Below are 23778 nucleotides of genomic sequence, written 5' to 3'. Positions count from 1 at the left end.
TGCCGTTTAAAGAAGCCGTATCGCCGAAGTGGCGATGATGACCATCGAGACCGCCACCATCAGCGCCCGCACCGGCAGCCGCTTGACGAGGATGGCGCCGAAAGGGGCGGCGATGACGCCGCCGATGATCAGGCCAATCGCCGAATTGAGTTCCGACCAGCCGAGCGTCAGGATGAAGGTCAGCGAAATCGTCAGCGTGACCGCGAATTCGGTGAAGTTTGTGGAACCGATCACCCGCTTGAGATCATGGCCGCGCCCGACCAGCGTGCTGGTGACGACAGGTCCCCAACCGCCGCCGCCGATCGCATCGAGCACGCCGCCGCAAAAGCCGACGGGCGGCACCGCCCAGTCGCGCACCTCGCGCCTGCCCGGCGGCCGAAAGGCCTTGTAGAGGATCAACAGGCCGATGGCGATCAGATAGGCCGACACGAAGGGCGCGATCACCTTGCCGTCGATATTGGCCAGCAGATAGGCCCCGATCGCGCCGCCGATCATCCCGGCCGGCGCGAGCCGCGCCACCAGCCGCCAGTCGACATTGCGATGATAGGCATGCGAGATCCCCGATGCGGCGGTCGTGAACATCTCCGTCACATGGGTCATGGCGCTGGCATTGGCAGCCGGCACGCCGAAGGCAAGGAGGCTCGTCGTCGACAGCACGCCGAAAGCCATGCCGAGCGCGCCGTCGACGATCTGCGCGCAGAAGCCCACCACGATGAAAAAGAAGATGTCCGATGTCATGCGGTCCCCTCAGACGAACGGTAGCATCAGAATCCGCGATGCGGGAAAAATTCTGGTGTCAGGCGGAAAGTCCGCGCTGCTTCAGCCGGACGATCTTGAAGAAGCCGTTCGGAAAGACCGGCACTATATCGGTCGCGGAAAAATCGCCGCGCCGCTCCGCCCAGGCGAGTATGCGATGGATGCGAAAGGCGGAGGACCAGCCGATGTGACGCACCAGGGGCGCCACCGCCGCCTCGATCGCGCCCTGCAGGCCGGCGCCGTCGCCAAGCTTGCTGGCGAGGATGATCTCGCCGCCCGGCCGCAGCACCCTGGCGCATTCGTCGAGCGCCCGCTCGGGCTCGGGGATCAGGGTGATGACGAAGGGCAGGCAAACCGCATCGAAAGAGCGGTCGGCAAAGGCAAGCGCATGCGCATCCATCACCTCCAGCGCCTCGACATGCTGCAGCTTGGCGCGGCGTACCTTTTCGCGTGCCCGCGCGATCATGTGTTCGGAAATGTCGATGCCGGTCACCCGGCAGCGGCTGGGATAGTGGCCGAGCGTCAGCCCCGTGCCGACGCCGACCTCCAGAATATCGGTGCCGGCTGCAGCGGCGAGCGCGGCAAGCTTGCGGTGGCCATCACTGAGGATGCCTCGATAGACACGGTCATAGACCGGCGCCCAGCGCTGATAGATTTTCTGCTGATCGTCCGCCCTGCCGCGAATCGCTGCCATCCCGCACCTCCCTGAAGCCCAGTCCTCAACTCCTAAGGGTAGCGTCCGGTTCCCCCAGAAATGTGACGAAAGGCACATATTCGCAGAGCGGATCGTACCGGGCAGCCTATCTTGCCGGCGCGAGACCAAGTTTCTTGGGGTCGAGTTCGCTGCCGATCTCGACGGTTTTCTTCTGCTTGTCGTAGACGCAGATCTGCGCGACCAGTCCCTTGGCGCCCTTCGGCTTTCCCGTCACCAAAGCCAGTCCGTAATGGCTGGTGCCGAAGGGATCGACGCTGGCCGCAGGGTTTTCGATCGCGACAGCCGCCGTCTTGCACTTGGCTTCGACGTCGGCTGCCAGCTGTTTCCAGGCATCGTCCGAAGAGGCATGCACTGGCCCCGAAAGCAGAGGAAGTGCTGCCATGACCAGCAGCGGGATTATATTCCTGTTCATATTGATCTCCATTGCGGTGTGTCGCCGGGGAAGCGGCTTTCAAGGCGGACATCCCGGGCGATTTTCCCGCCCGATTCCAGCCCGGCAACTGAGGCAAATTTTCCTCCGACGGATCGTTTTTTGACATTTCGCCGGTTGCCTCTCCCCCTTTCCCCTCCTATGTTCCGCCTCACCTGCCGATGACGCAATCTATTGCAAGAGGAGATCTGATATGGCTTTCGAATTGCCTGAACTTCCCTATGATTACGAAGCGCTTGCTCCCTTCATGTCGAAGGAAACGCTGGAGTTTCACCACGACAAGCACCACAAGGCCTATGTCGACAACGGCAACAAGCTCGCCGCCGAAGCCGGCCTTTCGGATCTGTCGCTCGAAGACGTCGTGAAGAAGTCCTTCGGCACCAATGCCGGCCTCTTCAACAACGCTGCCCAGCATTACAACCATATCCATTTCTGGAAGTGGATGAAGAAGGGCGGCGGCGGCAACAAGCTGCCGGGCAAGCTCGAAGCGGCCTTCGCCTCCGATCTCGGCGGCTACGACAAGTTCAAGGCCGATTTCGCCAATGCCGGCGCCACCCAGTTCGGCTCCGGCTGGGCCTGGGTTTCCGTCAAGAACGGCAAGCTCGAAATCTCCAAGACCCCGAACGGCGAAAACCCGCTCGTCCACGGCGCCACGCCGATCCTCGGCGTCGACGTCTGGGAACACTCCTATTACATCGACTATCGCAACGCCCGCCCGAAATACCTCGAGGCCTTCGTCGATAGCCTGATCAACTGGGACTACGTCCTGGAGCGCTACGAAGAAGCCACGAAGTAAGCGGCCCCGGACCCGCCGCCACGCGCGGCGATGTCGCAGCCTCTCTGAAGTCGGCACCCGGCGCTCCAAGCGCCGGGTGTTTCGCTTTGAAAGCCGTCACATCCCTGTCACCCGCCGCTCCTAATCACGCCCCATGTCGTCGCCCGATTCTCCCCTGTTCCGCTTCGGCATCATCGCCGACCCGCAATATGCGGCGATCCCCCCGCATGCGGCCATGGACCGCTACTACGCCAACAGCCTCGCCAAGGTCGCCGAGGCGATCGAGGTCTTCAACAGCGAGGAATTGAGCTTCGTCATGACGCTCGGCGATGTCATCGATCGCAGCTTCAAAAGCTTCGACGATATCCTGCCGATCTATGAGACGCTCCGGCACGAGGCGCTCTTCCTGCTCGGCAATCACGATTTCTCCGTCTCTGCCGGGCACCTGTCCGAAGTCGCCGGACGTCTCGGCATGCCATCGCCCTATTACAGCTTTTCCCGCCATGGCTGGCGCTTCGTCGTGCTCGACGGCAACGAGATCAGCACCTTCGCGCCGCTAGAAGGCCATCCGCACCGCGCCCTGGCGGCAAAGATGCTGGCGGAACTGCGGGCGAGGGGCGAAAGAAACGCCCATCCGTGGAACGGCGCGCTGAGCGACGAGCAGTTCGCCTGGCTCGGCGATGAGATCGCAAGCGCTGCCGCGACCGGCGAGAAGGTGATCGTCATGAACCACTATCCGGTCTATCCCGCCGGCGAGCACGATATGTGGGACTGCGACCACATTGTCGCGCTGCTCGCCGCGCACGACAACGTCGTCGCCTATTTGAACGGCCATAACCACGCCGGTAATTACGGCAAGGTCGGCGCCTGCCACTTCGTCAATTTCAAAGGCGTGGTCGACACCGAGAGCGAAAACGCCTTCGCCATCGTCGAGGTCCATGCCGACCGCATCGAAATCCGCGGCTTCGGCCGCGAGGACAGCCGGACGCTGGTTTATTAGACTGCAACGGACTTCTTGCAAAATCCAAGACCCCTCCCCAACCCCTCCCCACAAGGGGGAGGGATTAATCTGCGGCACGCTCCCGCCACCAAGACGCGCTGCCACATGCGGTATCGTCAGAATTGAAGCGTGACGGGCGCGGCACGGTAGTCCCTCCCCCTTGTGGGGAGGGGTTGGGGAGGGGAAAGCGGCAATCTCAAGTCTCAGATTTTCACACCGGCACAGCCTTCTCCGTCCACCCGCTCGTCCACAATTCCCGCAGCCTGTCGCCGTCGCCCTTGAAGAACTCCTCGGCTGCCGTGCAGCGCTCCACCCGGTCGCTGCGGAAATTGCGGATCGCCTGGCGCAACTCGCACCAGGCGACGATATTGGCGGTCTGCGAATAATAGATCAGCGCGATCGGCCGGATCGTCCGTTCGCTCGCCCGGCCGAGCTCGTCGCGATAGCCGAGCATCAGCTTGCATTCGTCGCGGATCGCCCGGCGCACGATCGCAAGGTCGAAACCCGCCGGCTGCGCGATCGAGCCCCAGGCATAAAGCGCCTTGCTGTCCATCGCCTGGCGCAGCGGCGCCGGCACGGCGCCTGATATCTTCCGGTTGACCCGGCGAGCGGCCTGCTTGAGTTCCTCGTCGGCGGTGCGTTCGAGCAGCGCCAGCGACAGCACGATTGCCTCCATCTCTTCGATCGAAAACATCAGCGGCGGCAGGTCGAAGCCTGGCCGCATGATGTAGCCGATGCCGCGTCCGCCCTCGATCGGCACCCGCATCGCCTGAAGGGCGGCGATGTCGCGATAGATCGAGCGCACGGTCACCTCAAGCGTCTCGGCCATCGCCGCTGCCGTCATCGGTTTTCTGGCCAGTCTCAGGATCTGAATGATCTCGAACAGCCGCGAGGCCTTGCGCATTTTGCCGCTCCCGTCCCTTACCCTCCTGACAATACACTGTCAGTTGGGTTTGCGTATAGAGCCGCCTATCGGATTGAAATCAATCAGGGTCTTTCAAAACGGCCCGTGGACCGACAAGGCGGTAACTGACATGAACTACCACGAAAACCTCTGGCTCTTCTTCACCCTTCTCTTCGGCATCATCATCGTGCCCGGCATGGATATGCTCTTCGTGCTCGCCAATTCACTGACCGGCGGCATCAGGCGCGGGCTGGCGGCGACCGGCGGCATCATGGCCGGCGGCGCGGTGCATTCGGCCTATGGCGCGGCCGGCGTCGGCTTGCTCGTCACCATGCTGCCGCAGCTTTTCAACGTGCTGCTCCTTGCCGGCGTCGCCTACATGATCTGGATCGGCATTTCGCTGATCCGCAGCTCGATCACCGTCGAGGCGGTCGGGCCGGGAACGGCGCGCTCCAGTTGGCGCGCCTTCCGCCAGGGTGCGGTCACCTGTCTCGTCAATCCGAAGGCCTATATCTTCATGTTCGCCGTCTATCCGCAGTTCCTTAAGCCGGAATACGGCCCGGTCTGGATGCAGGGGCTGATCATGGGCGCCATGACGGTCGCCACCCAGTTCGCCATCTATGGCACGCTGGCGATGACCGCCGGCCGCAGCCGCGACCTGCTCGTCGCCAATCCCGACGTCACGGCCTTCGTCGGCCGCTTCGCCGGGCTGCTCTTGGTTGCGGTTTCCGCCTTCAGCCTCTGGCAGGGATGGAAAAGCGCGTGAGTCTGCATGTCGCCCGGAAATGTGCAGCGGTTCCGGGATAACGACTGCAGAAAAGCAAAGAGCTTTCGCTGCTTATCACATTGTTTTTATGATGATCCGGCAAAACGTGACTGCCCGGAGGGTATGGATTTTGTCATGCTCCCGGGGCAGATTGGCCATCGGCCGCCTTGGCCTCAGAAAACTGGAGAGGAAATATGAATTGGAAAGCAGTAGCTGCCGCCGCAGCGATGGCGGGGATAGCGCTCGGTTCGGTGACCGCCGCCGACGGCACCCATGATTCGCGCATTGCGCTGATGAAGCAGATCGGCGGGGCGGCCGGCGCCCTGGGAGCCATCGCCAAGGGCACCAAGCCTTACGATGCCGAAGCGGTGAAAACGGCACTGACGACGATTGCCGCAACGGCCAAGGTCTTCCCCGATCAGTTCAAGCCGGGCACGGAAACGGGCGACGCGGAAGCGAGCCCGAAAATCTGGGAAAACATGGACGACTTCAAGGCGCGCGCCGCAAAGCTCTCCGCCGATGCCGAAACCGCGCTCGCCCAGCTTCCGGCCGATGCCGCGGCTGTCGGTGCCACGGTCAACACGCTCGGCGCCAGCTGCGGCGGCTGTCATAAGGCCTATCGCATCAAGGAGTGAGCGATAGGTCATTCCCATCCGACACCGATCCGCGCCGGCCTTGCCGCCGGCGCGGATCACTTTATTCTCCGCCCGTGCGGGGCTGGTCGCAGAATCGGTCCCTATCGGAAAATCTCGGCAAAAGGGGAGGCGGAGCATGATCCGCAGGTTCATCCGGTTTCTGCTCTGTCTGATCGGCGTCGCCGTGCTCGGCGGAGGCGCCTTCTATCTGGTGACCGCGCCCGATCCGCTGCCGGAGAGCCATTGGAGCGGTCTCGGCGCGCCGGACCCGGCAAACGGCCAGATGGTGTTCTGGGCGGGCGGCTGTGTCAGCTGTCATTCAGCCCCCGGTTCCGAAGGCGATGCCAAGCTGACGCTTTCAGGCGGTCTGGCGCTGAAGAGCCCTTTCGGCATCTTCCACGTGCCGAATATCTCGCCGGATGAAAAGGCCGGTATCGGCGGCTGGACGCTCGCCCAGTTCGGCAACGCGATGAAGCGCGGCGTCGGCCCCGGCGGCGAACATCTCTACCCGTCCTTTCCCTATGGCTCCTATTCCAGGATGAGCGACAAGGACGTCAACGATCTCTTCGGCTTCCTGAAGACCCTGCCGAAGAGCGCCAACGTCGCGCCCCCGCATGAGCTGCCGTTCCCCTTCAACATCCGGCTGGCGCTCGGCGGCTGGAAGTTCCTCTATTTCAACGATCAGCCGCGCGTCGCGCTTGCCAAGAGCGACGACAAGATCAAGCGCGGGCAATATCTCGTCGAAGGCCCCGGCCATTGCGGCGAATGCCACACGCCGCGCGATGCGCTCGGCGGCTTTGAGGCCGGTCAGTGGCTTGCCGGCGCGCCCAATCCGGAAGGCAAGGGCCGTATTCCCGACATCACGCCATCCTCCAAAAGCATCGGCGGCTGGAGCGAGCCCGACATCGCCAATTACCTCGAAACCGGCTTCACCCCGGATTTCGATAGCGTCGGCGGCTCGATGGTCGATGTCCAGCAGAACATCGCCCGCCTGCCGGCGGCCGACCGTGAAGCGATCGCCGCCTATCTGAAGGCTGTGCCGGGAGGGTAGGCCAGGGCTGTCTCAGGCGATCGACTGCATATAACGCATGCCGGTGACCGGCCGCGGGGTGAAATCCAGCTGTTCGTAGAAGCGGTGCGCCAGCACGTTGCCGGTGGCGGCACTGACGGAGAGGTAGCCGCAGCCGGCATTGCGGGCGGTTTCGCGGGCCCGGTCGACGAGCAACTGGCCGGTTCCGTGGCCGCGGTGGCCGTCGCGCACGAAGAGATGGTGCAGATCCATGCCGCGCTTTCCCTCCTGCCCCCTGTAGAGCGGCACGAGAATGGCATAGCCGATCAGCCCTTCGCCGGTCTCGGCGACCAGCGCATGGATCCAGGGCAGCGGGCCGAACAGGTCGCGCTCCAATTGTTCCGGCGTCGTTCCGGCCGCATCGCCGTGATGGGCGGCCAGCAGGGCGATCATGTCGTTGAGTTCGGGCAGGTCGCGCGGCTTGGCGGTACGGATCGTCACCACCGACGGGCGCATCAATGAAATTTCGCTGTCTTCGATTTCGGTCATGGTCTTCGCGTCCTTTGATAGTCTGCCGTCAGGACGCTGCCGATACAACAAAGCCGCCTGACGGCGGCTTGTTGACAATATGATCTGTCCGGCCGCCCTTTACAGGTACAGCCAAAAATACGAGCGGCTCTGGTGCGCGTTTTTGATCATGCCGCATCAATCGCCGCAAAAGCGGCATTTGTCAATGGCGTTGGAGGGTGAGGCTCAAAAGCCGTGACGGGCATTGATGTCAGCCGGTACGCCTGATAGGATACCCCCCTATATTATAGAAGGCCGATCATGTCCCATACGACCCTGCAGAAGAAGAAGCTTATTGCCCGCATCAGCCGCCTGAAGGGGCAGATGGAGGCGGTCGAGCGGGCGCTGGAGGCCGAACGCCCCTGCGGCGAAATCCTCCAATTGCTGGCCTCGATCCGCGGCGCCTTGACCGGGCTGACCGGCGAGGTGCTGGACGATCATCTGCGCGAGCATGTGCTGAATGCCGCCGACGATGCGGCGAGGGCCGAAGCGGTCGAGGAAATTTCGGAAGTGCTGAGAACCTATATCCGCTGAGCAGAGAAGGAGCCTGGAATGAATGCCGGGATCGGACGGGCTGAGACGAATGCCCTGGAACATGACCATATTTTCCTCGGCGCCGATCATGCGGCGAACGAGCGGCGCATCTGGCTGGTGATCGCGCTGACGGCGGTGATGATGGTGGCGGAAATCGCCGCCGGCACGGCCTATGGCTCGATGGCGCTGGTCGCCGATGGCTGGCATATGTCGACCCATGCCAGTGCGCTGCTGATTTCGGCGCTTGCCTATCTCTTCGCCCGAAGGCAGGCGCGCAATCCGCGCTTCACATTCGGCACCGGCAAGCTCGGCGATCTCGCCGGCTTCGCCAGCGCCATCGTCCTGGCGCTGATAGCCCTCTTGATGGCTTGGGAAAGCTGGTTGCGCCTTTCAAATCCGGTGCCGATCGGTTTTGCCCAGGCGATCGCCGTCGCGGTGATCGGCCTTGCCGTCAACGTCGTCAGCGCCTGGCTGCTTGGTGGCGGCCATCACCCACACGGCCCTCACGCGCATCATCATCACCACCAGCACAATCATGGCGATCACACCCATGATCGCCACGCCCACGATCATCATGCCCATGATCATCGTGCTAAGCCCGGCGACAACAATATCCGCGCCGCTTATCTGCATGTCATCGCCGATGCCATGACCTCCGTGCTCGCCATCGCGGCGCTGACGCTCGGCAGCCTCTATGGCTGGCTCTGGCTCGATCCGATCATGGGCATCGTCGGCGGCCTGGTCATCGCCAACTGGTCCTGGAGCCTGATGAAATCCTCGGGCGGTGTGCTTCTCGACGTCGTGCCCGAGGGCGAAACGCTGCCCGCCGAGATCCGCGAGGCGATCGAGACCGACGACGACCGGATCACCGACCTGCATGTCTGGCAGGTCGGCCCCGGCCACCATGCCGCCATCGTCGCCGTGCTGACCTCCACGCCGCGCGACCCGGCCTTCTACAAGAGCAGGCTGTCGGCGCTCAAGGAATTGTCGCATGTGACGGTCGAGGTGACGCGCGCGGCATGACTGCCGCGCGGACAACAAATTGCTGGGCGGACAACAAATTGCCGCGGGAACGAGATGCCGCCGCAATCGCGTCTTAGCTCTGTCCTCCCGATCTGCCGGAGGATTTCATGGATCTCAGTCTTACCCGCCGTCTGCTGATAGGCTCGGCATTGTGTCTGCCCGCGCTGGCGCTCTCCGCCAGGGCTGAGGACACGCCCAAGGAGAGTGGCGGGGAGGGCGAAGACAATATCGAGAAGCGCCTTGCCGCGCTGGAAAAACGCACCGGCGGCCGCCTCGGCGTCTCGGTGCTCGACACCCAAACGAGCATTTCCTTCAACTATCGCGGCGACGAGGCCTTTCCGATGTGCAGCACCTTCAAGGCGCTGGCGGCGGGCTTCGCACTCGCCCGTGCCGACAAGGGCGAGGAGAGCCTCGACCGCCGCGTGACTTACGGCAAGGACAAGCTGGTCGACTATTCGCCGCTCAGCGAAAAACACGCCGGCGCCGACGGCATGACCATCGCCGAACTCTGCGAGGCGGCGGTGACGGTCAGCGACAACACCGCCGGCAACCTGCTGCTCGAAAGTTTTGGCGGTCCGGCCGGTTTGACCGACTGGCTGCGCTCGATCGGCGACGGCACCACCCGTCTCGACCGCACCGAACCGACGTTGAACGAAGGCAAGAAGGACGACCCGCGCGACACGACGACACCGGATGCGATGCTCGACACGCTCGGCAATCTGACGCTCGGCTCGGTGCTCACAGAAGCCTCTTCGGACAAGCTGATCGCTTGGCTGGTGGCCAGCACCACCGGCGGCGAGCGGTTGCGGGCCGGCCTGCCGGCGGAGTGGAAAGTCGGCGACAAGACCGGCACCGGCCAGAACGGCTCGCTCGGCGACATCGCCGTCATCTGGCCCCCCGACCGCGGCCCGATCGTCGCCGCCGTCTACATCGCCGAAGCGACCGCGCCGGCGAAGGAGCTAAATCCGGTCTTTGCCGAGCTTGGGCGGATGATTGTCGAGATGGTTTGAGTTGAGGGATACGACAGCTGTCCGGTGTACCCGTGAAAACCCCTCCCCAACCCCTCCCCACAAGGGGGAGGGACTAAGCTGTTGTGTCCAGTGGCGACCAAAAGCAGAGGTCTTGCTGGCTGTTACCGTTCGACGGATTGATACCATAGAGTTTATGTGAAGCAGTGCGGCATCTTAGCCCCTCCCCCTTGTGGGGAGGGGTTGGGGAGGGGGCTGGCTTCCGCAAGGAGCGCGCTCCTCCATCACGGCAGCGTATAAGCAATCACAAAATCGCCGGGCTTGGTGCCGACCGAGCCGTGGCCGCCGGCGACCATGACGACATATTGTTTGTTGTCTTCAGTCGTGTAGGTCATCGGCGTCGCCTGGCCGCCGGCCGGAAGCCGGGCCTGCCAAAGCTCCCGGCCGTTCGTCACGTCATAGGCGCGCAGATAGTTGTCGACCGCGGCCCCGAGGAAGGCGACGCCGCCTTTGGTCAGCATCGGTCCGCCGATGCCGGGCACACCCACCTTGAAGGGCAGGGGCAGCGGCGTCATGTCGTGCACGGTGCCGTTCTTGTGCATATAGGCGATTTTGCCGGTGCGCAGATCGACGCCGGCGACATAGCCCCATGGCGGCGCCTGGCAGGGGATTTTCAAGAGCCCGAGGAACGGCCCCATGAAGACGCCGTAGGGCGCGCCGTCATTGCGGTTGAGCCCCTGTTCGCTGCCCTTCTCGTCCTGGCCGCGCGGCGGAATGTCGGCAGCCGGCACCAGGCGCGAGGTGAAGGCGAGATAGGTCGGCATGCCGAACATGATCTGCCGCTCGGGATCAACGGCGACGCTGCCCCAGTTGAAGGTGCCGAAATTGCCGGGATAGACGATCGTGCCGACAAGCGAGGGCGGCGTATAGCGGCCCTCGTAGCGGTAGCGGTGGAAATCGATACGGCAGGCGAGCTGGTCGAACAGCGACACGCCCCACATGTCCTTTTCCCGAAGCGGCTCGGGCGAGAAGGTGAGATCGGAGATCGGCTGGGTCGGCGCGGTATGATCGCCCGAGATCGCGCCGCCCGGGGCTGCGATTTCCTTGACCGGGATGATCGGCTCGCCGCTGCGTCGGTCGAGCACGTAGAGATCGCCCTGCTTGGTCGGGCCGACGAGGGCGGGAACCACCGTGCCGTCCGGCTTTGTCAGATCGATCAGCGCCGGCTGGGCCGGCACGTCCATATCCCAGAGATCGTGATGCACGGTCTGGCGCACCCAGCGCAGCTGGCCGGTGGCGATGTCGAGCGCGACGATCGAGGAGGAGAATTTCTCGACATTGTCGCTGCGGTTGATGCCGAGCTGGTCGGGCACCTGGTTACCGAGCGGGATGTAGACCATGCCGAGGCTCTCGTCGACGCTGAAGACCGACCAGCTGTTCGGTGAATTGGTCGTATAGGTCTGGCCGGCGGCCAGCGGCGTCGTCACGTCGGGATTGCCGGAATCCCAGTTCCAGATCAGCGCGCCGGTCTTGATGTCGAAGGCGCGGATGACACCGGATTGCTCCTCAGTGGAATAATTGTCGTTCACCGCGCCACCGACGATGATCTTGCCGGCCACCGCGACCGGCGGCGAGGTGGAATAATAATAGCCGGCCGGATTGTAACGCATGCCGGTCTCCAGATGCAGCACGCCCTGATCGGCAAAGCCGGTGCAGACCTTGCCGTCCGCCGCATCGAGGGCGATCAGCCGGGCGTCCGATGTCGGCAGGTAGACGCGCTCGGCGCAGGGCTGGCCGGCGGCGACATCGGGATCGGCATAATAGGTGACGCCGCGGCACGTCTGGTGCTGCCGGTCGGGGTTCATGCCCGAGTTGGCATCGTATTTCCATTTCTGCTTGCCGGTCTTGGCGTCGAGGGCGATCGCCCAATTGTGTGGCGTGCACAGATAGAGCGTGTCTTTCACCTTGAGCGGCGTCACCTGATAGGTCGTCTCGCCGACATCCTCAGGCCGTTTAACGTCGCCGGTCTGGTATCGCCAGGCTTCCTTGAGGGTGGCGACATTCTCCGTGGTGATCTGGTCGAGCGGCGAATAACGCTGGCCGAAGGGCGTGCGGCCGTACTGGTGCCACTCACCATCCGGCACGCTGCCGCCGAAGGCGGGGTTGGCGGCGACCTGATCCTTCGGCAGCTCGCCGGCGAGGTCGTGCGGATCCGTGGTCATCGAATAGAGGGCGACGAGGATGGCGAGGATGACAGGCACGGCGAGCGGCCAGGGATTGGCGCCGTAGGTGATGCCGGTCGGGCTGCGAAAGCCGAGTGGCCGGCGGATCCAGGGCGTCAGCAGCCAGAGCCCGAGCAGGATGATCATGCCGCCACGGGGCCCGAGCTGCCACCAGTCGAAACCCACCTCCCAGATCGCCCAGGCGAGTGCTGCGACGACGAGCACTGCATAGATCCAGAGCGCCACCGCCTTGCGCATCAGAAGCAATCCGGCGGTGATCACGAACATCAGCCCGGCGAAGAGATAGAAGACGCTGCCGCCGAGCGTGACGAGCCACAGCCCGCCGCCGCCGAGCGTAAGACCGATGATGATGAAGAGGATGGAGGTGATGACGATCGCCATAAGGCTGTCTCCCGCTGAGGTGAGCCGGGTGAAGGGGCGGCGGAAAATCGCCGCCGATCAGCCAGATAGCGCGAAGGAGATGCCTTTCAACGGCCGCATTTGCCGCAGGCTGATGTCACGGTACGGTTGTATCGAGCCCGCTTACGTCCCGCAGAAGGTCGCGAGCACCCGTTCGCTCGGTTTCGGCGGCTCGCTATAGGCGGCAAAGTCCGCCTGGTCCTCATAAGGTTTCGAAAGCACGCTCAGCAACGCCTCGAACAGCGAGAAATCGCCATTTTCGACCGCGGCCTCGATCGCCTGTTCGACGCGGTGATTGCGCGGAATGAAGGCAGGATTGACGCGGCGCATGGCGGTGGCGCGCTCCGACTGCGTTTGCGGGTCGCGCGACAGCCGCTCGCGCCACTGCGCAAGCCAGGATCCGCAGGCCTCCGGCTCCCGGAAACTGGCCGCAAAGGCAGGCTCTGCGGCGGCATCGCCGGCAAGATCCGACAGCCGCCGGAAGGTCAGGGTGAAATCGGCACCTTGCGTCTGCAGCAGCGACAACAGCGCCTGCACCAGGTCGAGATCGCCATCCTCTTCGCCGGCAAGGCCGATCTTCTTTCGCATCCCGGCCAGCCAATGCGCCTGGAAGCGTTCGCCATAGGCGCGGATTATGGCATTCGCCTTGTCGACCGCGCCGTCGGGTTCTTCGTCGATCAGCGGCAGCAGCGTTTCGCCGAGCCTTGCAAGGTTCCATTGGCCGATGCCGGGCTGGTTGGCATAGGCATAGCGGCCGTGCTGGTCGATCGACGAGAAGACGGTCGCCGGATCATAGGCATCCATGAAGGCGCACGGGCCGAAATCGATCGTCTCGCCGGAGACAGTCATATTGTCGGTGTTCATCACGCCATGAATGAAGCCGACATGCAGCCAGCGGGCGATCAGCGCCGCCTGGCGCTCGCAGACCGCCTCGAACAGTGCGAGATAGGGATTGTCGGCTTCCTTGAGCGCCGGATAGTGCCGGTCGATCACGTAATCGGCAAGCGCCCGCACGCCGTCGGTATCGCCCCGCGCCGCAAAATACTGGAAGGTGCCAACCCGGATATGGCTGGCCGCCACCCGGGTGAAGACAGCGCCCGGCAGCACCTCTTCGCGATAGACCGGCTCGCCCGTCGTCACCGCCGCCAGCGCCCGCGTCGCCGGAATGCCGAGCGCAAACATCGCCTCGCTGATGATATATTCGCGCAGGACCGGCCCGATTGCCGCCCGCCCGTCGCCGCGGCGGGAAAACGGGGTAGGCCCAGCGCCCTTCAGCTGGATATCGAAGCGCTTGCCGCTGCGGTCGATCACCTCGCCGAGCAGGATCGCCCGCCCGTCGCCGAGCTGCGGCGAGAAGCCGCCGAACTGATGGCCGGCATAGGCCATCGCCAGCGGTTGCGCCCCTTCGGGAACGAGATTGCCGGAAAAGATCGCCGCGCCGTCGCGCCGCAGCGCCTCGACATCGAGCCCTAGTTCGGCGGCCAGCGGTTCGTTGAGCTTGATCAGCCAGGGCTCCGCCACCGCAGTCGGCAGCTGCGCCGCGAAGAACCGCTGCGGCAGGCCGGCATAGCTGTTGTCGAAGGCAAAGGCCGCGCTGGGCCGGTTTTTCTCAAGAGCGGAGGTCATGATCGATAGGTAGGGCCGGGCGGCCTGCGGCGCAAGCTCTTCACGAAGCATGAGGCCGATGCAAGCAATCGTGATCTGCTTTTCCCTCTCGTCAAAGCTGCTTTGCCATAAAGGACATAGCGCCGCCATGATCGCGGGCGTATACCAAATCGTCTCCCCTTGGCCTTGCGCCATGTCATCCCCCGCGGCCTTGCAGCCTCGTGTGCTCCGCCGCGCCACCGCGAGTGATCCCGGACGATGTCGGATCAGATTTACCAGGCGCCGATGGTTCGGCGCGCCGCGCCCAATTTCCGGGTGATCGCGATGATTGTCGCGAGTGCGATGCTGATGGAAAACATCGACGCGACCGTGCTGGCGACAGCGCTGCCGACCATGGCGCGCGATTTTTCCGTCAGCGCGCCGGCCATGTCGATCGCGCTGACTTCCTATCTCCTCAGCCTGGCGATCTTCATTCCGGCGAGCGGCCGCATGGCTGACAGTTTCGGCTCCCGCACCGTCTTTCGCGCCGCAATCGCCGTCTTCGTCATCGGCTCCATCCTCTGTGCGCTGGCGCCGACGCTGTCCTTCCTGGTCTTGGCGCGGCTGCTGCAGGGCTTGGGCGGCGCGATGATGATGCCGGTCGGCCGCCTGGTGCTGATGCGCAGCGTCGCCCGCAAGGATATGGTCAGCGCCATGTCCTGGCTGCTGGTGCCGGCGCTGATCGGCCCGATCGTCGGCCCGCCGCTCGGCGGCTTCTTTGTCACCTATCTCGACTGGCGCTGGATCTTCTACATCAACGTGCCGGTCGGCATCATCGGCATGATTTTCGTCTCGATCTATATCGACGAGGTCAAGGGCAAGGCGAGCGGCCCCTTCGATACGATCGGCTTCGTGCTCTCCGGCCTCTCGCTCGGCTCACTGCTCTTCGGCTTCGAAATGTCGAGCCACGAAGGCGAGGGCGCCTTCTCGCTCTTCCTGATCGCTGTCGGTCTGCTCTTCGGCATCGGCTATCTCAGGCATGCCCGCAAGCATCCGTCGCCGATCATGGATTTTTCGCTTATGAAGGTGCCGAGCTTCGGCACGTCGGTGATTGCCGGTTCGCTGACGCGCATCACGCAAGGAGCGCAGCCCTTCCTGCTGCCGCTGCTCTTCCAGATCGGCTTCGGCCTGTCGGCTGCCGCCGCCGGCCAGATCGTCATTGCCACCGCCCTTGGCGCGCTCGCCATGAAGCCGATGGCGAAGTTCGTCTTCAGCCGGCTCGGTTTCCGCCGCAGCCTCGTCCTCAACGGCATCTTCGGGACGGTCGGTTACGGCCTCTGCGCCGCCTTCCGGCCGGACTGGCCGATGCCGCTGATCTTCATCGTCCTGGTGCTCAGCGCCTTCTTCCTGTCGTTCCAGTTCACCGCCTACAACACCATCGCCTATGACGAGATCGACAAGGAGCGGATGAGCTCGGCCACGAGCTTCTACACCACCTTCCAGCAGCTGATGCTGTCGCTCGGCATCTGCATCGGCGCCTTGGCGCTGCATGGCTCCATGGCTTTCAACGATGTCGAAACGCCGATGCTCGGCGATTTCTCCACCGCCTTCGTCGTCGTCACCCTCATCTCGATCAGCGCGACGATCTGGAACCTGCGCTTCTCGCCGACCGCCGGCGAGGAGATCAGCGGCTATAGAGCGAAACGGACGAAGGATATTGCCGGCAGCTGACGCGACATCCATGAAAACAAGGACTTGAATCGCCTCGTCTGAATCAAATTCTACGCAGGCCCCTCAGCCTTCCATCGCCGCCGCCATGTCAGCGAGCTTGCGCACAGTGTTGAGATTGCGCGAGGTTCCCGCCTTCAGCGCCGGCAGCTTCAGCTTCGAACGGCCGGACCCCTTGGGGTAGTGCACGTAGATTTCACGGGTCGCGAGCTTCGCTTCCTCGCCATCGGGCGCCACCATTTTCTCCAGCGCATCGGCAGGCGGCTTTTCGGGCAGGAAATAGACGAGCAGAAAATTCGGCTTGGCGTCGGGAAAGGGCGCGTTCGCGGCAATCGCCTCGAGTTCCTTGCGGCTGCGCATCATCACGCCCGGCCGCTTACCCATCTTCTGCCCGAGCGCCGCGTCGAGCTTTTCCTCCACGGTCGCTTCGGATGCGTCCGAGCGAAACAGCACATTGCCGCTCTGGATGTAGGTTTTGACGTCTGTGAAGCCGAGGTCTTCGCAGATAGTCTTGAGTTCGGCCATCGGCAAGGCGCCGGTGCCGCCGACGTTCACGGCGCGGAGAAGGGCGACGTAGACGGGCATTTGTCTCTCCGTTGACCGTTGTGCCGTGCCAGCCCCTCTCTGCCCTGCCGGGCATCTCCCCCACAGGTGGGGAGCTTGGCTGGGCGCACCGACTTCCCTAAACAACTATTGTCAGGGTTGGGCGAAACGGAAGAGAGGCGGGAAGGTTTGGCTACTTGCCGATCTCCCCACCTGTGGGGGAGATGCCGGCAGGGCAGAGGGGGCTCACACGGCACGCCTTGCGCTATTCCCCTCTATCAACCCTCACATCTTCCCCGCAACCTTGATCGCAAACGCATACTCGAATGCAATCTCCTCCAGCCGCTGGAACCGGCCGGACGCGCCGCCATGGCCGGCATCCATGTTGGTCTTGAGCAGGATCGGCGCTTCACCGGTGGTCTCCTCACGCAGCTTCGCCACCCACTTGGCCGGCTCCCAATAGGTGACGCGCGGATCGGTCAGGCCGCCGAGCGCCAGGATCGGCGGGTAGGGTTTGGCGCCGACATTGTCATAGGGCGAATAGGCGGCGATCTGCTCGTATTCTTCGCGGCTCTCGATCGGGTTGCCCCATTCCGGCCATTCCGGCGGGGTCAGCGGCAGAGTGTCGTCGAGCATGGTGTTGAGCACGTCGACGAAGGGAACGGCGGCGATGATGCCGGCAAATTTCTCCGGCGCCATATTGGCGACCGCGCCCATCAGCATGCCGCCGGCCGAGCCGCCCTCGGCGATGATCTTCGCGTAAGAGGTGAACTTCTGTTGATTCAGATAGTCGGCCGCGGCGACGAAGTCTTTGAAGGTGTTCGTCTTCTTGTCCATCTTGCCGTCTTCGTACCAGGCAAAGCCCTTGTCCTTGCCGCCGCGGATATGGGCGATGGCATAGACGAAGCCGCGGTCAGCGAGCGACAGGCAATTGGTGTTGAAGCCGGCCGGAATGGTGATGCCGTAGGCGCCGTAGCCATAGAGCAGGCAGGGCGCGGTGCCGTCGAGCGGCGTGTCCTTGCGATAGAGCAGGGTGACCGGCACCGTCTCGCCGTCCCAGGCCGGGGCGAAGACGCGGCGGGTGACATAGTCGTCGGGATTGTGGCCAGACGGCACTTCCTGCGTCTTCAACAGCGTGCGCTCGCGCGTCACCATGTTGTAATCGTAAAGCTGCGACGGCGTCGTCATCGAGGAATAGGAGAAGCGGATGATATCCGTGTCATATTCCGCCGCGCCCGAAAGGCCCAGCGAATAGGCCTCCTCGGCAAAGGCGATCGCATGTTCCTCGCCGGTCGCCCGATCGCGGATCATGATCTGTGGCAGCCCGTCCTTGCGCTCCAGCCACAGAAGATGGCGAGCATAGGCCATATGGCTGATAACAAGCGTGCCGGGCTTGTGCGGCACGACCTCGCGCCAGTTTTCCTTGCCGGGCTTATCAACCGGCGCTTCCATGATCTTGAAATCCTTGGCGCCGCCGTCATTGGTCAGAATGTAGAAGATATCGCCGCCCTCGGTCAGCGAATATTCGATGCCTTCCTCGCGCGCCGCCACCAGTTTCGGCTCGGCGGTCAGATCCTTGGTCGACAGCAGCCGGTATTCGCTGGTCTCGTGATCGTGGATGTCGATATAGATGACATCGTCGAGCAGCGAGCCGCCGACGCCCATGAAGAAGCCGGCATCGGCTTCCTCATAGACCAGCCGGTCTTCCGATTGCGGCCGGCCGACAATGTGGTGGAACACCTTCGAGGGCCGGTGGTTCTCGTCGAGCGCCGAATAGAAGAAGCTCTTGCCATCGGGGGCCCAGACGCCGCCGCCGGCGGTATTCTCGATCACGTCGTCGAGATCCTGGCCGGTCGAGAGGTCGCGTACCTTCAGCGTGAAGAACTCCGAGCCCTTGTCGTCATAGCCCCAGATGCCGCGGCTGTGGTCGTTCGTATGGTCGAGGCCGGCGAGGCGGAAATAGGCCTTGCCGGATGCTTCCTTGTCGCCGTCGAGCAGCACCGTGCGGATCGTCTCGTCGGCGACGGCGCCGTCGCGGGGAATGCGGAAATAGCGCGGCTGCTCGCCGCCGGTAACGTAAAAGGTGCCATAGGCATAGGCACCGTCCTTCATCGGCACCGAGCTGTCGTCTTCCTTGATGCGGCCGCGCATTTCCGAAAACAGCACCTTCTGCAGCGGCTTGGTGTCTTCCATCGCCGCATTCATATAGGTGTTTTCGGCTTCGAGATGCCGGCGGATCTCGGGATCGAGGATCGACGGATCCTTGAACATCGCCTGCCAGTTTTCGGCACGCAGCCAGGCATAATTATCCGTGCGGGTAATGCCGTGGCGCGTATCGGAGAGGGGCTTCTTCGGGGCGGCGGGCGGCGTCGGCAGGCTCTTGAAAGCGGACAAGGAATGGCTCCGGATTGGGATATCGGGTTGGCAAGAGATAGAGGCGCGCCGCCGCCGGATCAAGCGGCAAGGCTGCGCCAACAGTGCGGGTGGCCTTCCACAGGCAGGGAGGCGGCTCGGCTCGCCCTGCCTTGATGTCACCACAATATTTAAGAATGTCCGCTATCGCAGAGCGAAATTTACACGTGCCAAGCCCCCGGCAAGCTGCCCGGGGCAGGGTGAAGAATGGACAACAGCAAGGGATTTTCTCAGCAATGCCGAAACGTCTGCTCCTGTTCGTATCCCTCGTCGGCCTTGCCGCCCCCGCCTTTGCCGTCGATCCGGCCATCAAGAAGCAGCTGGAAAAACTCGATCCCTCGACGCGTCTGGAGCAGAGCTGCGACACCGAGGCGATGAGCCGCATCAACCAGGACAGCACCGGTTTCAAGCCCGATAAGGTGATCGCCTATACTTTCAAGGACCCGATCCCTGGCGACAATTCGCTGCAGGCGCCAGGCGCCGTCTTCCGCAGCAAGGGCGACTGGTACCATCTCTCCTACAATTGCATCACCGGCCCGCAGCATATCAACGTGCGCGAGCTCAACTATCAGATCGGCGACAAGGTGCCGCGGGAGAAGTGGGACAAATATTATCTCTATGATTGATGCCCCGGCCTTCGTTCGGAGGTGACATCCGGCCACATGGCGCCATAGAGAAGCAGCCGCTAAAATCGGCCGACGAAATCGCAGAAGTCCCATATGAACCGTATCCTGCTCGCTTCGGCGTTGCTTTTCGCCGCCCTCTCTGCCGCCATGGCGGATGAAATTCCGCCAGCGCCGCCGGCCGCACTTCCGGCAACAAAGACGCCGGCGGTAAAGCTCGTCGAGCCGCATCTGCATATCGCCCGCTCCAACGTAGCAGGTCATGCCCGCATCGCGCTCACCTTCGATGCCTGCATGGGGCAGGCGGATGAGCGCATCCTGTCGACCCTGGTGCGCGAGCGTATTCCGGCAACGATCTTCGTCACCGCCCGCTGGTTGAAGCGCAACCCCGCCGCTCTTGCCGTGTTCCTGCAGAATCCCGATCTGTTCGAACTGGAAAATCACGGCGAGAACCATATCCCGGCCGTCGATACGCCAACGCTGATCTACGGCATCGCCGCTGCCGGCTCGCCGCAGGCGGTGAAACAGGAAGTCGACGGCGGCGCCGCGGCAATGACCGCGGCCGGCATTCCCGCACCCCACTGGTTCCGCGGCTCGACCGCCAAATACGATCTTTCCGCCATCGGCGAGATCCGCGCCATGGGCTATCGCATCGCCGGCTATTCGGTGAACGGCGACGGCGGCTCTCTGCTTGGAGCCGTCATCACCGAAACACGCATCGCCTCGGCCAAAGACGGCGATGTCGTCATCTCCCACATCAACCAGCCGACCCATGCGGCGGGCGAGGGGGTGGCGAAGGCGCTGGTCGATTTGAAAGCCAAGGGCACGGAATTCGTCCGGCTCGATGATGTCGAGGATATGGGCGACGATCGGACGACGGAGTAGCTTCTGGCTAACCGTGTGCCGTGCCCGCCCCCCTCTGCCCTGCCGGGCATCTCGCCCACAGGTGGGGAGATTACAAGTGGCCAAACCTTTCCGCCCGTCTACCGTTCCGGCGGGCTGCCACTCTAGTTGTTTGGGGAAACCATTGCGCCCAGCCAATCTCCCCACCTGTGGGGGAGATGCCCGGCAGGGCAGAGGGGGGCGGGCACGGCACAACAGCCAACGCGAAGCCTCTACCGCAACTCATCCCCACTCCCCAGCCTATCCTCCCCAAACCGCCGCAACCCCGGCCCATCCCGGTCGAGCGCGAAGTCCTCGAACCAGTCGCGATGCATGCCGGCCAGCATCGCGCCGATCATCTGGGCGGCGAGATAGGAAAAGGTGATGCCGTTGCCGCCGTAGCCGTAGGCGGCAAGCACATGCGGCATGCCGGGCACGGGACCGATCAGCGGCAGGCCGTCGGCGGTTTCGCCGAAGGTTCCGCACCAGGCGTGTTCCACCCGCGTATCGGCTTTCGGCCATAGCCGCTGCATCTTCTCGCGAATTGCCATGATCTTTGCCGGCAGCTTGCGGTCGCGGGCTTCGGGATCGGCGGTGCCGTCATCCTCGCCGCCGGCGACGATGCGGTTATCCTCGGTCGTGCGCATGTAGAGATAGGGGTGGCTGTCCTCCCAGATCAGCGCCCGGTCGCGCCAGAAATGCGCCGGGTCCTGGGGGACGGTGGCGAGCGCCCAGCTCGAACTGGTGCGATGCAGCTTCGGCATGTCGATGCCCGGCATCGAATAGCCGGTCGCAAGCACGGCGCGCCGCGCCTCGATGACATGGCCCGCGTCCGTCTCTGCGGTGACGCGATCGCCTTCGCTGTGAAGTGCCGTGACGGAAGTGTTGACCAGCCGCGCGCCGCGTCTAACGGAGATTTCGAGCAATGCCCAGGTCAGGAGCAGCGGATCGGCCTCGGCCGAACCCGGTGAATAGATCGCTCCATCCCGGTCGAGTTCGAACTGGGTGAACAGATCGGGATGTTCGAGGTAGACGCCGGGCAGGCCGGCTCGGCGTCGCAACTGGCGCTCCTCCAGAAGCTCGCGCGCCCCTTCCTGGTTGGCGGCGAGATAGAGCGTGTTGCGCGACCGGAAGCCGCAGGCAATCCCGTGTGCGGCGATCAGCTTGGAAAGGCCGGCGACCGCTGCTCCGCTGCGACGATAAATGCCGGCGGCGCGTTCGAAGCCGTAATAGTCCTCAAGCTCGGTCAGCGTGCTGTCGATTTCCCATTGCAGCATCGCCGTGCTCGCCGCGGTGCTGCCGAAACCGGGTCGCTCCCGGTCGATGATAGTGACGGAAAAGCCGCGCGCCGTCAGATGTTCGGCAACCAATGCGCCGGTGATGCCGCCGCCGATCACGGCGATGTCGGTGGAAAAACTCTCCTCGATCGGACGCCATTCCGGCCGAATGCCGCTTTTCCCCCAGAGGGAACGGCCGCTGACCATTTGGTCGTGATCGGATTCGTTGAGATCGAGATCAGATGCCACCGATATCTCCCCGGCTGATCATTTCGGCAATTGCGGCTGCGGCTTTTCCTCGATCAGCAATTCCTCGATGATCGTAATGACGATCAGCGACAGCGGCAGGGCCAGCATGGCGCCGACGGCGCCCCACATCCAGGTCCAGAACAGGATGGCGAGGAAAACGATGAAGGGATTGATTTCCAGCCGCCGTCCCATCACCGCCGGAAAGATCAGGTTTTCCATGATCAGATGCACGGTAAAGAAGGCCGCGGCCGGCATCAGGCCGATGACGATGTCGTCATGGGTGAGAATGCCGGCAACCGCGACCGCAAACGTCATCAGCGTGATGCCGAGATAGGGAATGAAGCTCGACAGGAAGGCGAAGAAGCCCCAGAGCACCGGCGCCGCCAACCCGCCGGCATAGGCGATGATCGTCATGACGACGCCGAGGCCGACATAGATCAGCGAGGCGGTGGCGAAATAGAAGCCGAGCACCTGCTCGACGGCATTGATGACACGGATGGCCGCCAGGCGCTGCGTGCGGGTGCGGAAGGTCATGATGATCGTCTTGCGCAGGTTGACGCGGCTGGCGAGGAAAAGCAGCAGCGCTGCGAAGAAGATCATCCCCTGCACGACAGCCGGCGTCAGGCTTGTCGTCACCACATGCAGCACATTGCCGGTGTTTTCGAGCAGCGCACCGATCGACATCGGCCCGCTTTCGAAGGTCGCCGGCGTGATATGCAGCCATTCGATGCGCTCGAGATAGGGCATGACGCGGTTGATGGTTCGCTCGGCAAAAGCCGGCCCCTCATTGGCCAGCGTCATCAGCGGGCCGGCGAGCGAGTTGATCAGCAGGAAGATCACCAGAGCCACGCTGCTCGACAGCATGAAGGCGTTGGCAAGCCGCGGCACACCCATCCGGCTCAGTTTTTCCGCCGCCATACCGAGGATCATGCCGACCACCACGGCCAGCGTGATCGGGATCAGGATCAGCGACATCAGGTAGACGGCGGCCAGCCCCAGAATGCCGAAGATGCCGATGATCGCCCAAGCCATGCTGATGTCCAGCCCGTCCTTCTCCAGCCGATGCAGCGGTGCCGGCGGCAGCTCTTCCGCTGCCTCCTTCAGGGTCTGCGCCCAAGCACTGGTGCGGCGTTCGCCGATCGCGATCTTCTTGGCCTGTTTGCGGATGCCATTGGCGATGCCCATGCGGTGAGGTCCCCCGAAGCCCATTGCTTCGTCACGGAAACGCGCCGACGCGGTTCCGGTTCCGCGAGGCCATGATGCCGTCGAACCGAGAAGCGTCACCGGCAACCGTGTCGATTTGAAATATCCCGGGGGAACAACCTCGCAGCCCCAGGAGTTCGGGCGTTTTGAAGGAGTTAAGGCCATGAAAAATGATCCCGATCAGACAAAAGCCGCCGAGAGTTTTACGACTGATCCGCCTTATGCCGACGAGGCGGCGCTTGTAGCCGCCGACCAGAGGCGGTGGTGGGGTTGGACCGTCCTGTTGGCCGGTGCAGCGGTGCTCATCATTGCCGGCGTGAGCGTCGCGATCTGGCCTGATCCTGGCAATAACGATCCGACGGCCACCGCCTCGACAAAACCGGACCCGATCAATGCGCAGCCATCCGGTCCCGGCACCTTCAACGACGATCCGGCCTCCGGCGCTTCAAAGCCTCCGGAAGCGGTAGATCGTTCACCCGCGCCGAGCGGAAATGGTGGCGGACCGACCGGGGTCACGAGCCCGGCCGGCACCGAGAAGGTCCAATAGCGTCGC

The 23778-nt window shown here is 63.5% G+C and carries 23 protein-coding genes; 12 read left to right on the top strand and 11 right to left on the bottom strand.

The window, feature by feature from the left end; translation table 11 throughout:
* Nucleotides 1–6: 6 nt before the first annotated feature.
* From ATY75_RS09355 to ATY75_RS09345, 3 genes are all read right to left on the bottom strand, one after another.
* Nucleotides 7–738: a sulfite exporter TauE/SafE family protein gene (locus ATY75_RS09355; RefSeq protein WP_064837596.1), complete on the bottom strand. Its 732-nt coding sequence runs from the start codon at nucleotides 736–738 to the stop codon at nucleotides 7–9.
* 58 nt (nucleotides 739–796) lie between these two features.
* Complete coding sequence (locus ATY75_RS09350; RefSeq protein ID WP_088937316.1) at nucleotides 797–1450, bottom strand: class I SAM-dependent methyltransferase; 654 nt, start codon at nucleotides 1448–1450, stop codon at nucleotides 797–799.
* A 106-nt stretch (nucleotides 1451–1556) separates the two neighbouring features.
* Nucleotides 1557–1883: a hypothetical protein gene (locus ATY75_RS09345; protein ID WP_088937381.1), complete on the bottom strand. Its 327-nt coding sequence runs from the start codon at nucleotides 1881–1883 to the stop codon at nucleotides 1557–1559.
* Between the two features lie 211 nt (nucleotides 1884–2094).
* Here ATY75_RS09345 and ATY75_RS09340 point away from each other — a divergent pair, with 211 nt between their 5' ends.
* Both ATY75_RS09340 and ATY75_RS09335 read left to right on the top strand, forming a co-directional pair.
* Nucleotides 2095–2697 (top strand): superoxide dismutase, encoded by a 603-nt coding sequence (locus ATY75_RS09340; RefSeq protein WP_003569477.1) that lies wholly within the window; start codon nucleotides 2095–2097, stop codon nucleotides 2695–2697.
* A gap of 133 nt (nucleotides 2698–2830) precedes the next feature.
* Complete coding sequence (locus ATY75_RS09335; protein ID WP_088937315.1) at nucleotides 2831–3676, top strand: metallophosphoesterase; 846 nt, start codon at nucleotides 2831–2833, stop codon at nucleotides 3674–3676.
* 211 nt (nucleotides 3677–3887) lie between these two features.
* Here ATY75_RS09335 and ATY75_RS09330 read toward each other — a convergent pair whose 3' ends face one another.
* Nucleotides 3888–4580 carry a YafY family protein gene (locus ATY75_RS09330; protein ID WP_088937314.1) on the bottom strand — a complete coding sequence of 231 codons (693 nt, stop codon included), beginning with the start codon at nucleotides 4578–4580 and terminating at the stop codon, nucleotides 3888–3890.
* Between the two features lie 130 nt (nucleotides 4581–4710).
* Between ATY75_RS09330 and ATY75_RS09325 the strand changes: the two genes are divergently transcribed.
* The 3 genes from ATY75_RS09325 (at nucleotide 4711) to ATY75_RS09315 (ending at nucleotide 7032) form a co-directional block, all read left to right on the top strand.
* Nucleotides 4711–5346: a LysE family translocator gene (locus tag ATY75_RS09325; RefSeq protein WP_088937313.1), complete on the top strand. Its 636-nt coding sequence runs from the start codon at nucleotides 4711–4713 to the stop codon at nucleotides 5344–5346.
* A 194-nt stretch (nucleotides 5347–5540) separates the two neighbouring features.
* Nucleotides 5541–5981 carry a cytochrome c gene (locus ATY75_RS09320; protein WP_049734463.1) on the top strand — a complete coding sequence of 147 codons (441 nt, stop codon included), beginning with the start codon at nucleotides 5541–5543 and terminating at the stop codon, nucleotides 5979–5981.
* A gap of 136 nt (nucleotides 5982–6117) precedes the next feature.
* A complete protein-coding gene (locus ATY75_RS09315; protein WP_088937312.1) occupies nucleotides 6118–7032 on the top strand; it encodes a cytochrome c in 915 nt (304 codons plus the stop codon).
* 12 nt (nucleotides 7033–7044) lie between these two features.
* Here ATY75_RS09315 and ATY75_RS09310 read toward each other — a convergent pair whose 3' ends face one another.
* Nucleotides 7045–7539: a GNAT family N-acetyltransferase gene (locus tag ATY75_RS09310; protein WP_088937311.1), complete on the bottom strand. Its 495-nt coding sequence runs from the start codon at nucleotides 7537–7539 to the stop codon at nucleotides 7045–7047.
* Between the two features lie 279 nt (nucleotides 7540–7818).
* Between ATY75_RS09310 and dmeR the strand changes: the two genes are divergently transcribed.
* The 3 genes from dmeR (at nucleotide 7819) to bla (ending at nucleotide 10124) form a co-directional block, all read left to right on the top strand.
* Entirely contained in the window at nucleotides 7819–8091 is a 273-nt protein-coding gene (dmeR, locus tag ATY75_RS09305) for a Ni(II)/Co(II)-sensing transcriptional repressor DmeR (RefSeq protein WP_010021162.1), read from the top strand.
* Between the two features lie 18 nt (nucleotides 8092–8109).
* A complete protein-coding gene (gene dmeF, locus ATY75_RS09300; RefSeq protein WP_088937310.1) occupies nucleotides 8110–9114 on the top strand; it encodes a CDF family Co(II)/Ni(II) efflux transporter DmeF in 1005 nt (334 codons plus the stop codon).
* 107 nt (nucleotides 9115–9221) lie between these two features.
* Nucleotides 9222–10124, top strand: coding sequence for a class A beta-lactamase (bla, locus tag ATY75_RS09295; RefSeq protein WP_088937309.1), 903 nt, complete (start codon nucleotides 9222–9224; stop codon nucleotides 10122–10124).
* Nucleotides 10125–10366: 242 nt separating this feature from the next.
* On the opposite strand, the gene ATY75_RS09290 is transcribed toward bla, so the two are convergent.
* Complete coding sequence (locus ATY75_RS09290) at nucleotides 10367–12706, bottom strand: glucose/quinate/shikimate family membrane-bound PQQ-dependent dehydrogenase (RefSeq protein ID WP_088937308.1); 2340 nt, start codon at nucleotides 12704–12706, stop codon at nucleotides 10367–10369.
* A gap of 141 nt (nucleotides 12707–12847) precedes the next feature.
* The gene (locus ATY75_RS09285) at nucleotides 12848–14350 is read right to left on the bottom strand and encodes a protein adenylyltransferase SelO (protein WP_088937380.1); all 1503 of its coding nucleotides are present in this window, start codon (nucleotides 14348–14350) and stop codon (nucleotides 12848–12850) included.
* 237 nt (nucleotides 14351–14587) lie between these two features.
* Between ATY75_RS09285 and ATY75_RS09280 the strand changes: the two genes are divergently transcribed.
* Nucleotides 14588–16039 carry an MFS transporter gene (locus ATY75_RS09280; RefSeq protein WP_088937307.1) on the top strand — a complete coding sequence of 484 codons (1452 nt, stop codon included), beginning with the start codon at nucleotides 14588–14590 and terminating at the stop codon, nucleotides 16037–16039.
* 63 nt (nucleotides 16040–16102) lie between these two features.
* On the opposite strand, the gene ATY75_RS09275 is transcribed toward ATY75_RS09280, so the two are convergent.
* Both ATY75_RS09275 and ATY75_RS09270 read right to left on the bottom strand, forming a co-directional pair.
* Nucleotides 16103–16621, bottom strand: a complete 519-nt coding sequence (locus ATY75_RS09275; RefSeq protein WP_088937306.1) for a DUF1697 domain-containing protein — start codon at nucleotides 16619–16621, stop codon at nucleotides 16103–16105.
* Between the two features lie 243 nt (nucleotides 16622–16864).
* Nucleotides 16865–18973: a S9 family peptidase gene (locus ATY75_RS09270; protein WP_088937305.1), complete on the bottom strand. Its 2109-nt coding sequence runs from the start codon at nucleotides 18971–18973 to the stop codon at nucleotides 16865–16867.
* Nucleotides 18974–19227: 254 nt separating this feature from the next.
* Between ATY75_RS09270 and ATY75_RS09265 the strand changes: the two genes are divergently transcribed.
* Nucleotides 19228–19617, top strand: a complete 390-nt coding sequence (locus tag ATY75_RS09265; protein WP_064837623.1) for a DUF930 domain-containing protein — start codon at nucleotides 19228–19230, stop codon at nucleotides 19615–19617.
* A gap of 93 nt (nucleotides 19618–19710) precedes the next feature.
* On the top strand, nucleotides 19711–20499 hold the full coding sequence (locus ATY75_RS09260) for a polysaccharide deacetylase family protein (protein ID WP_088937304.1): 789 nt from the start codon (nucleotides 19711–19713) through the stop codon (nucleotides 20497–20499).
* Nucleotides 20500–20729: 230 nt separating this feature from the next.
* Here the strand turns inward: ATY75_RS09260 and ATY75_RS09250 are convergent, their stop codons facing one another.
* On the bottom strand, nucleotides 20730–22022 hold the full coding sequence (locus ATY75_RS09250; RefSeq protein ID WP_088937303.1) for an FAD-dependent oxidoreductase: 1293 nt from the start codon (nucleotides 22020–22022) through the stop codon (nucleotides 20730–20732).
* Between the two features lie 18 nt (nucleotides 22023–22040).
* Nucleotides 22041–23207, bottom strand: a complete 1167-nt coding sequence (locus ATY75_RS09245; RefSeq protein ID WP_088937302.1) for an AI-2E family transporter — start codon at nucleotides 23205–23207, stop codon at nucleotides 22041–22043.
* Between the two features lie 181 nt (nucleotides 23208–23388).
* On the opposite strand from ATY75_RS09245, the gene ATY75_RS09240 reads away from it, so the two are divergent.
* Nucleotides 23389–23772, top strand: a complete 384-nt coding sequence (locus ATY75_RS09240; RefSeq protein WP_088937301.1) for a hypothetical protein — start codon at nucleotides 23389–23391, stop codon at nucleotides 23770–23772.
* The last annotated feature ends 6 nt before the right edge of the window (nucleotides 23773–23778 follow it).

The sequence above is a fragment of the Rhizobium sp. N122 genome (assembly GCF_002211295.1).
GTDB lineage: Bacteria > Pseudomonadota > Alphaproteobacteria > Rhizobiales > Rhizobiaceae > Rhizobium.
Note: the sequence above shows the minus strand (reverse complement) of the source record. Positions and strands in the feature narration are given on the sequence as shown.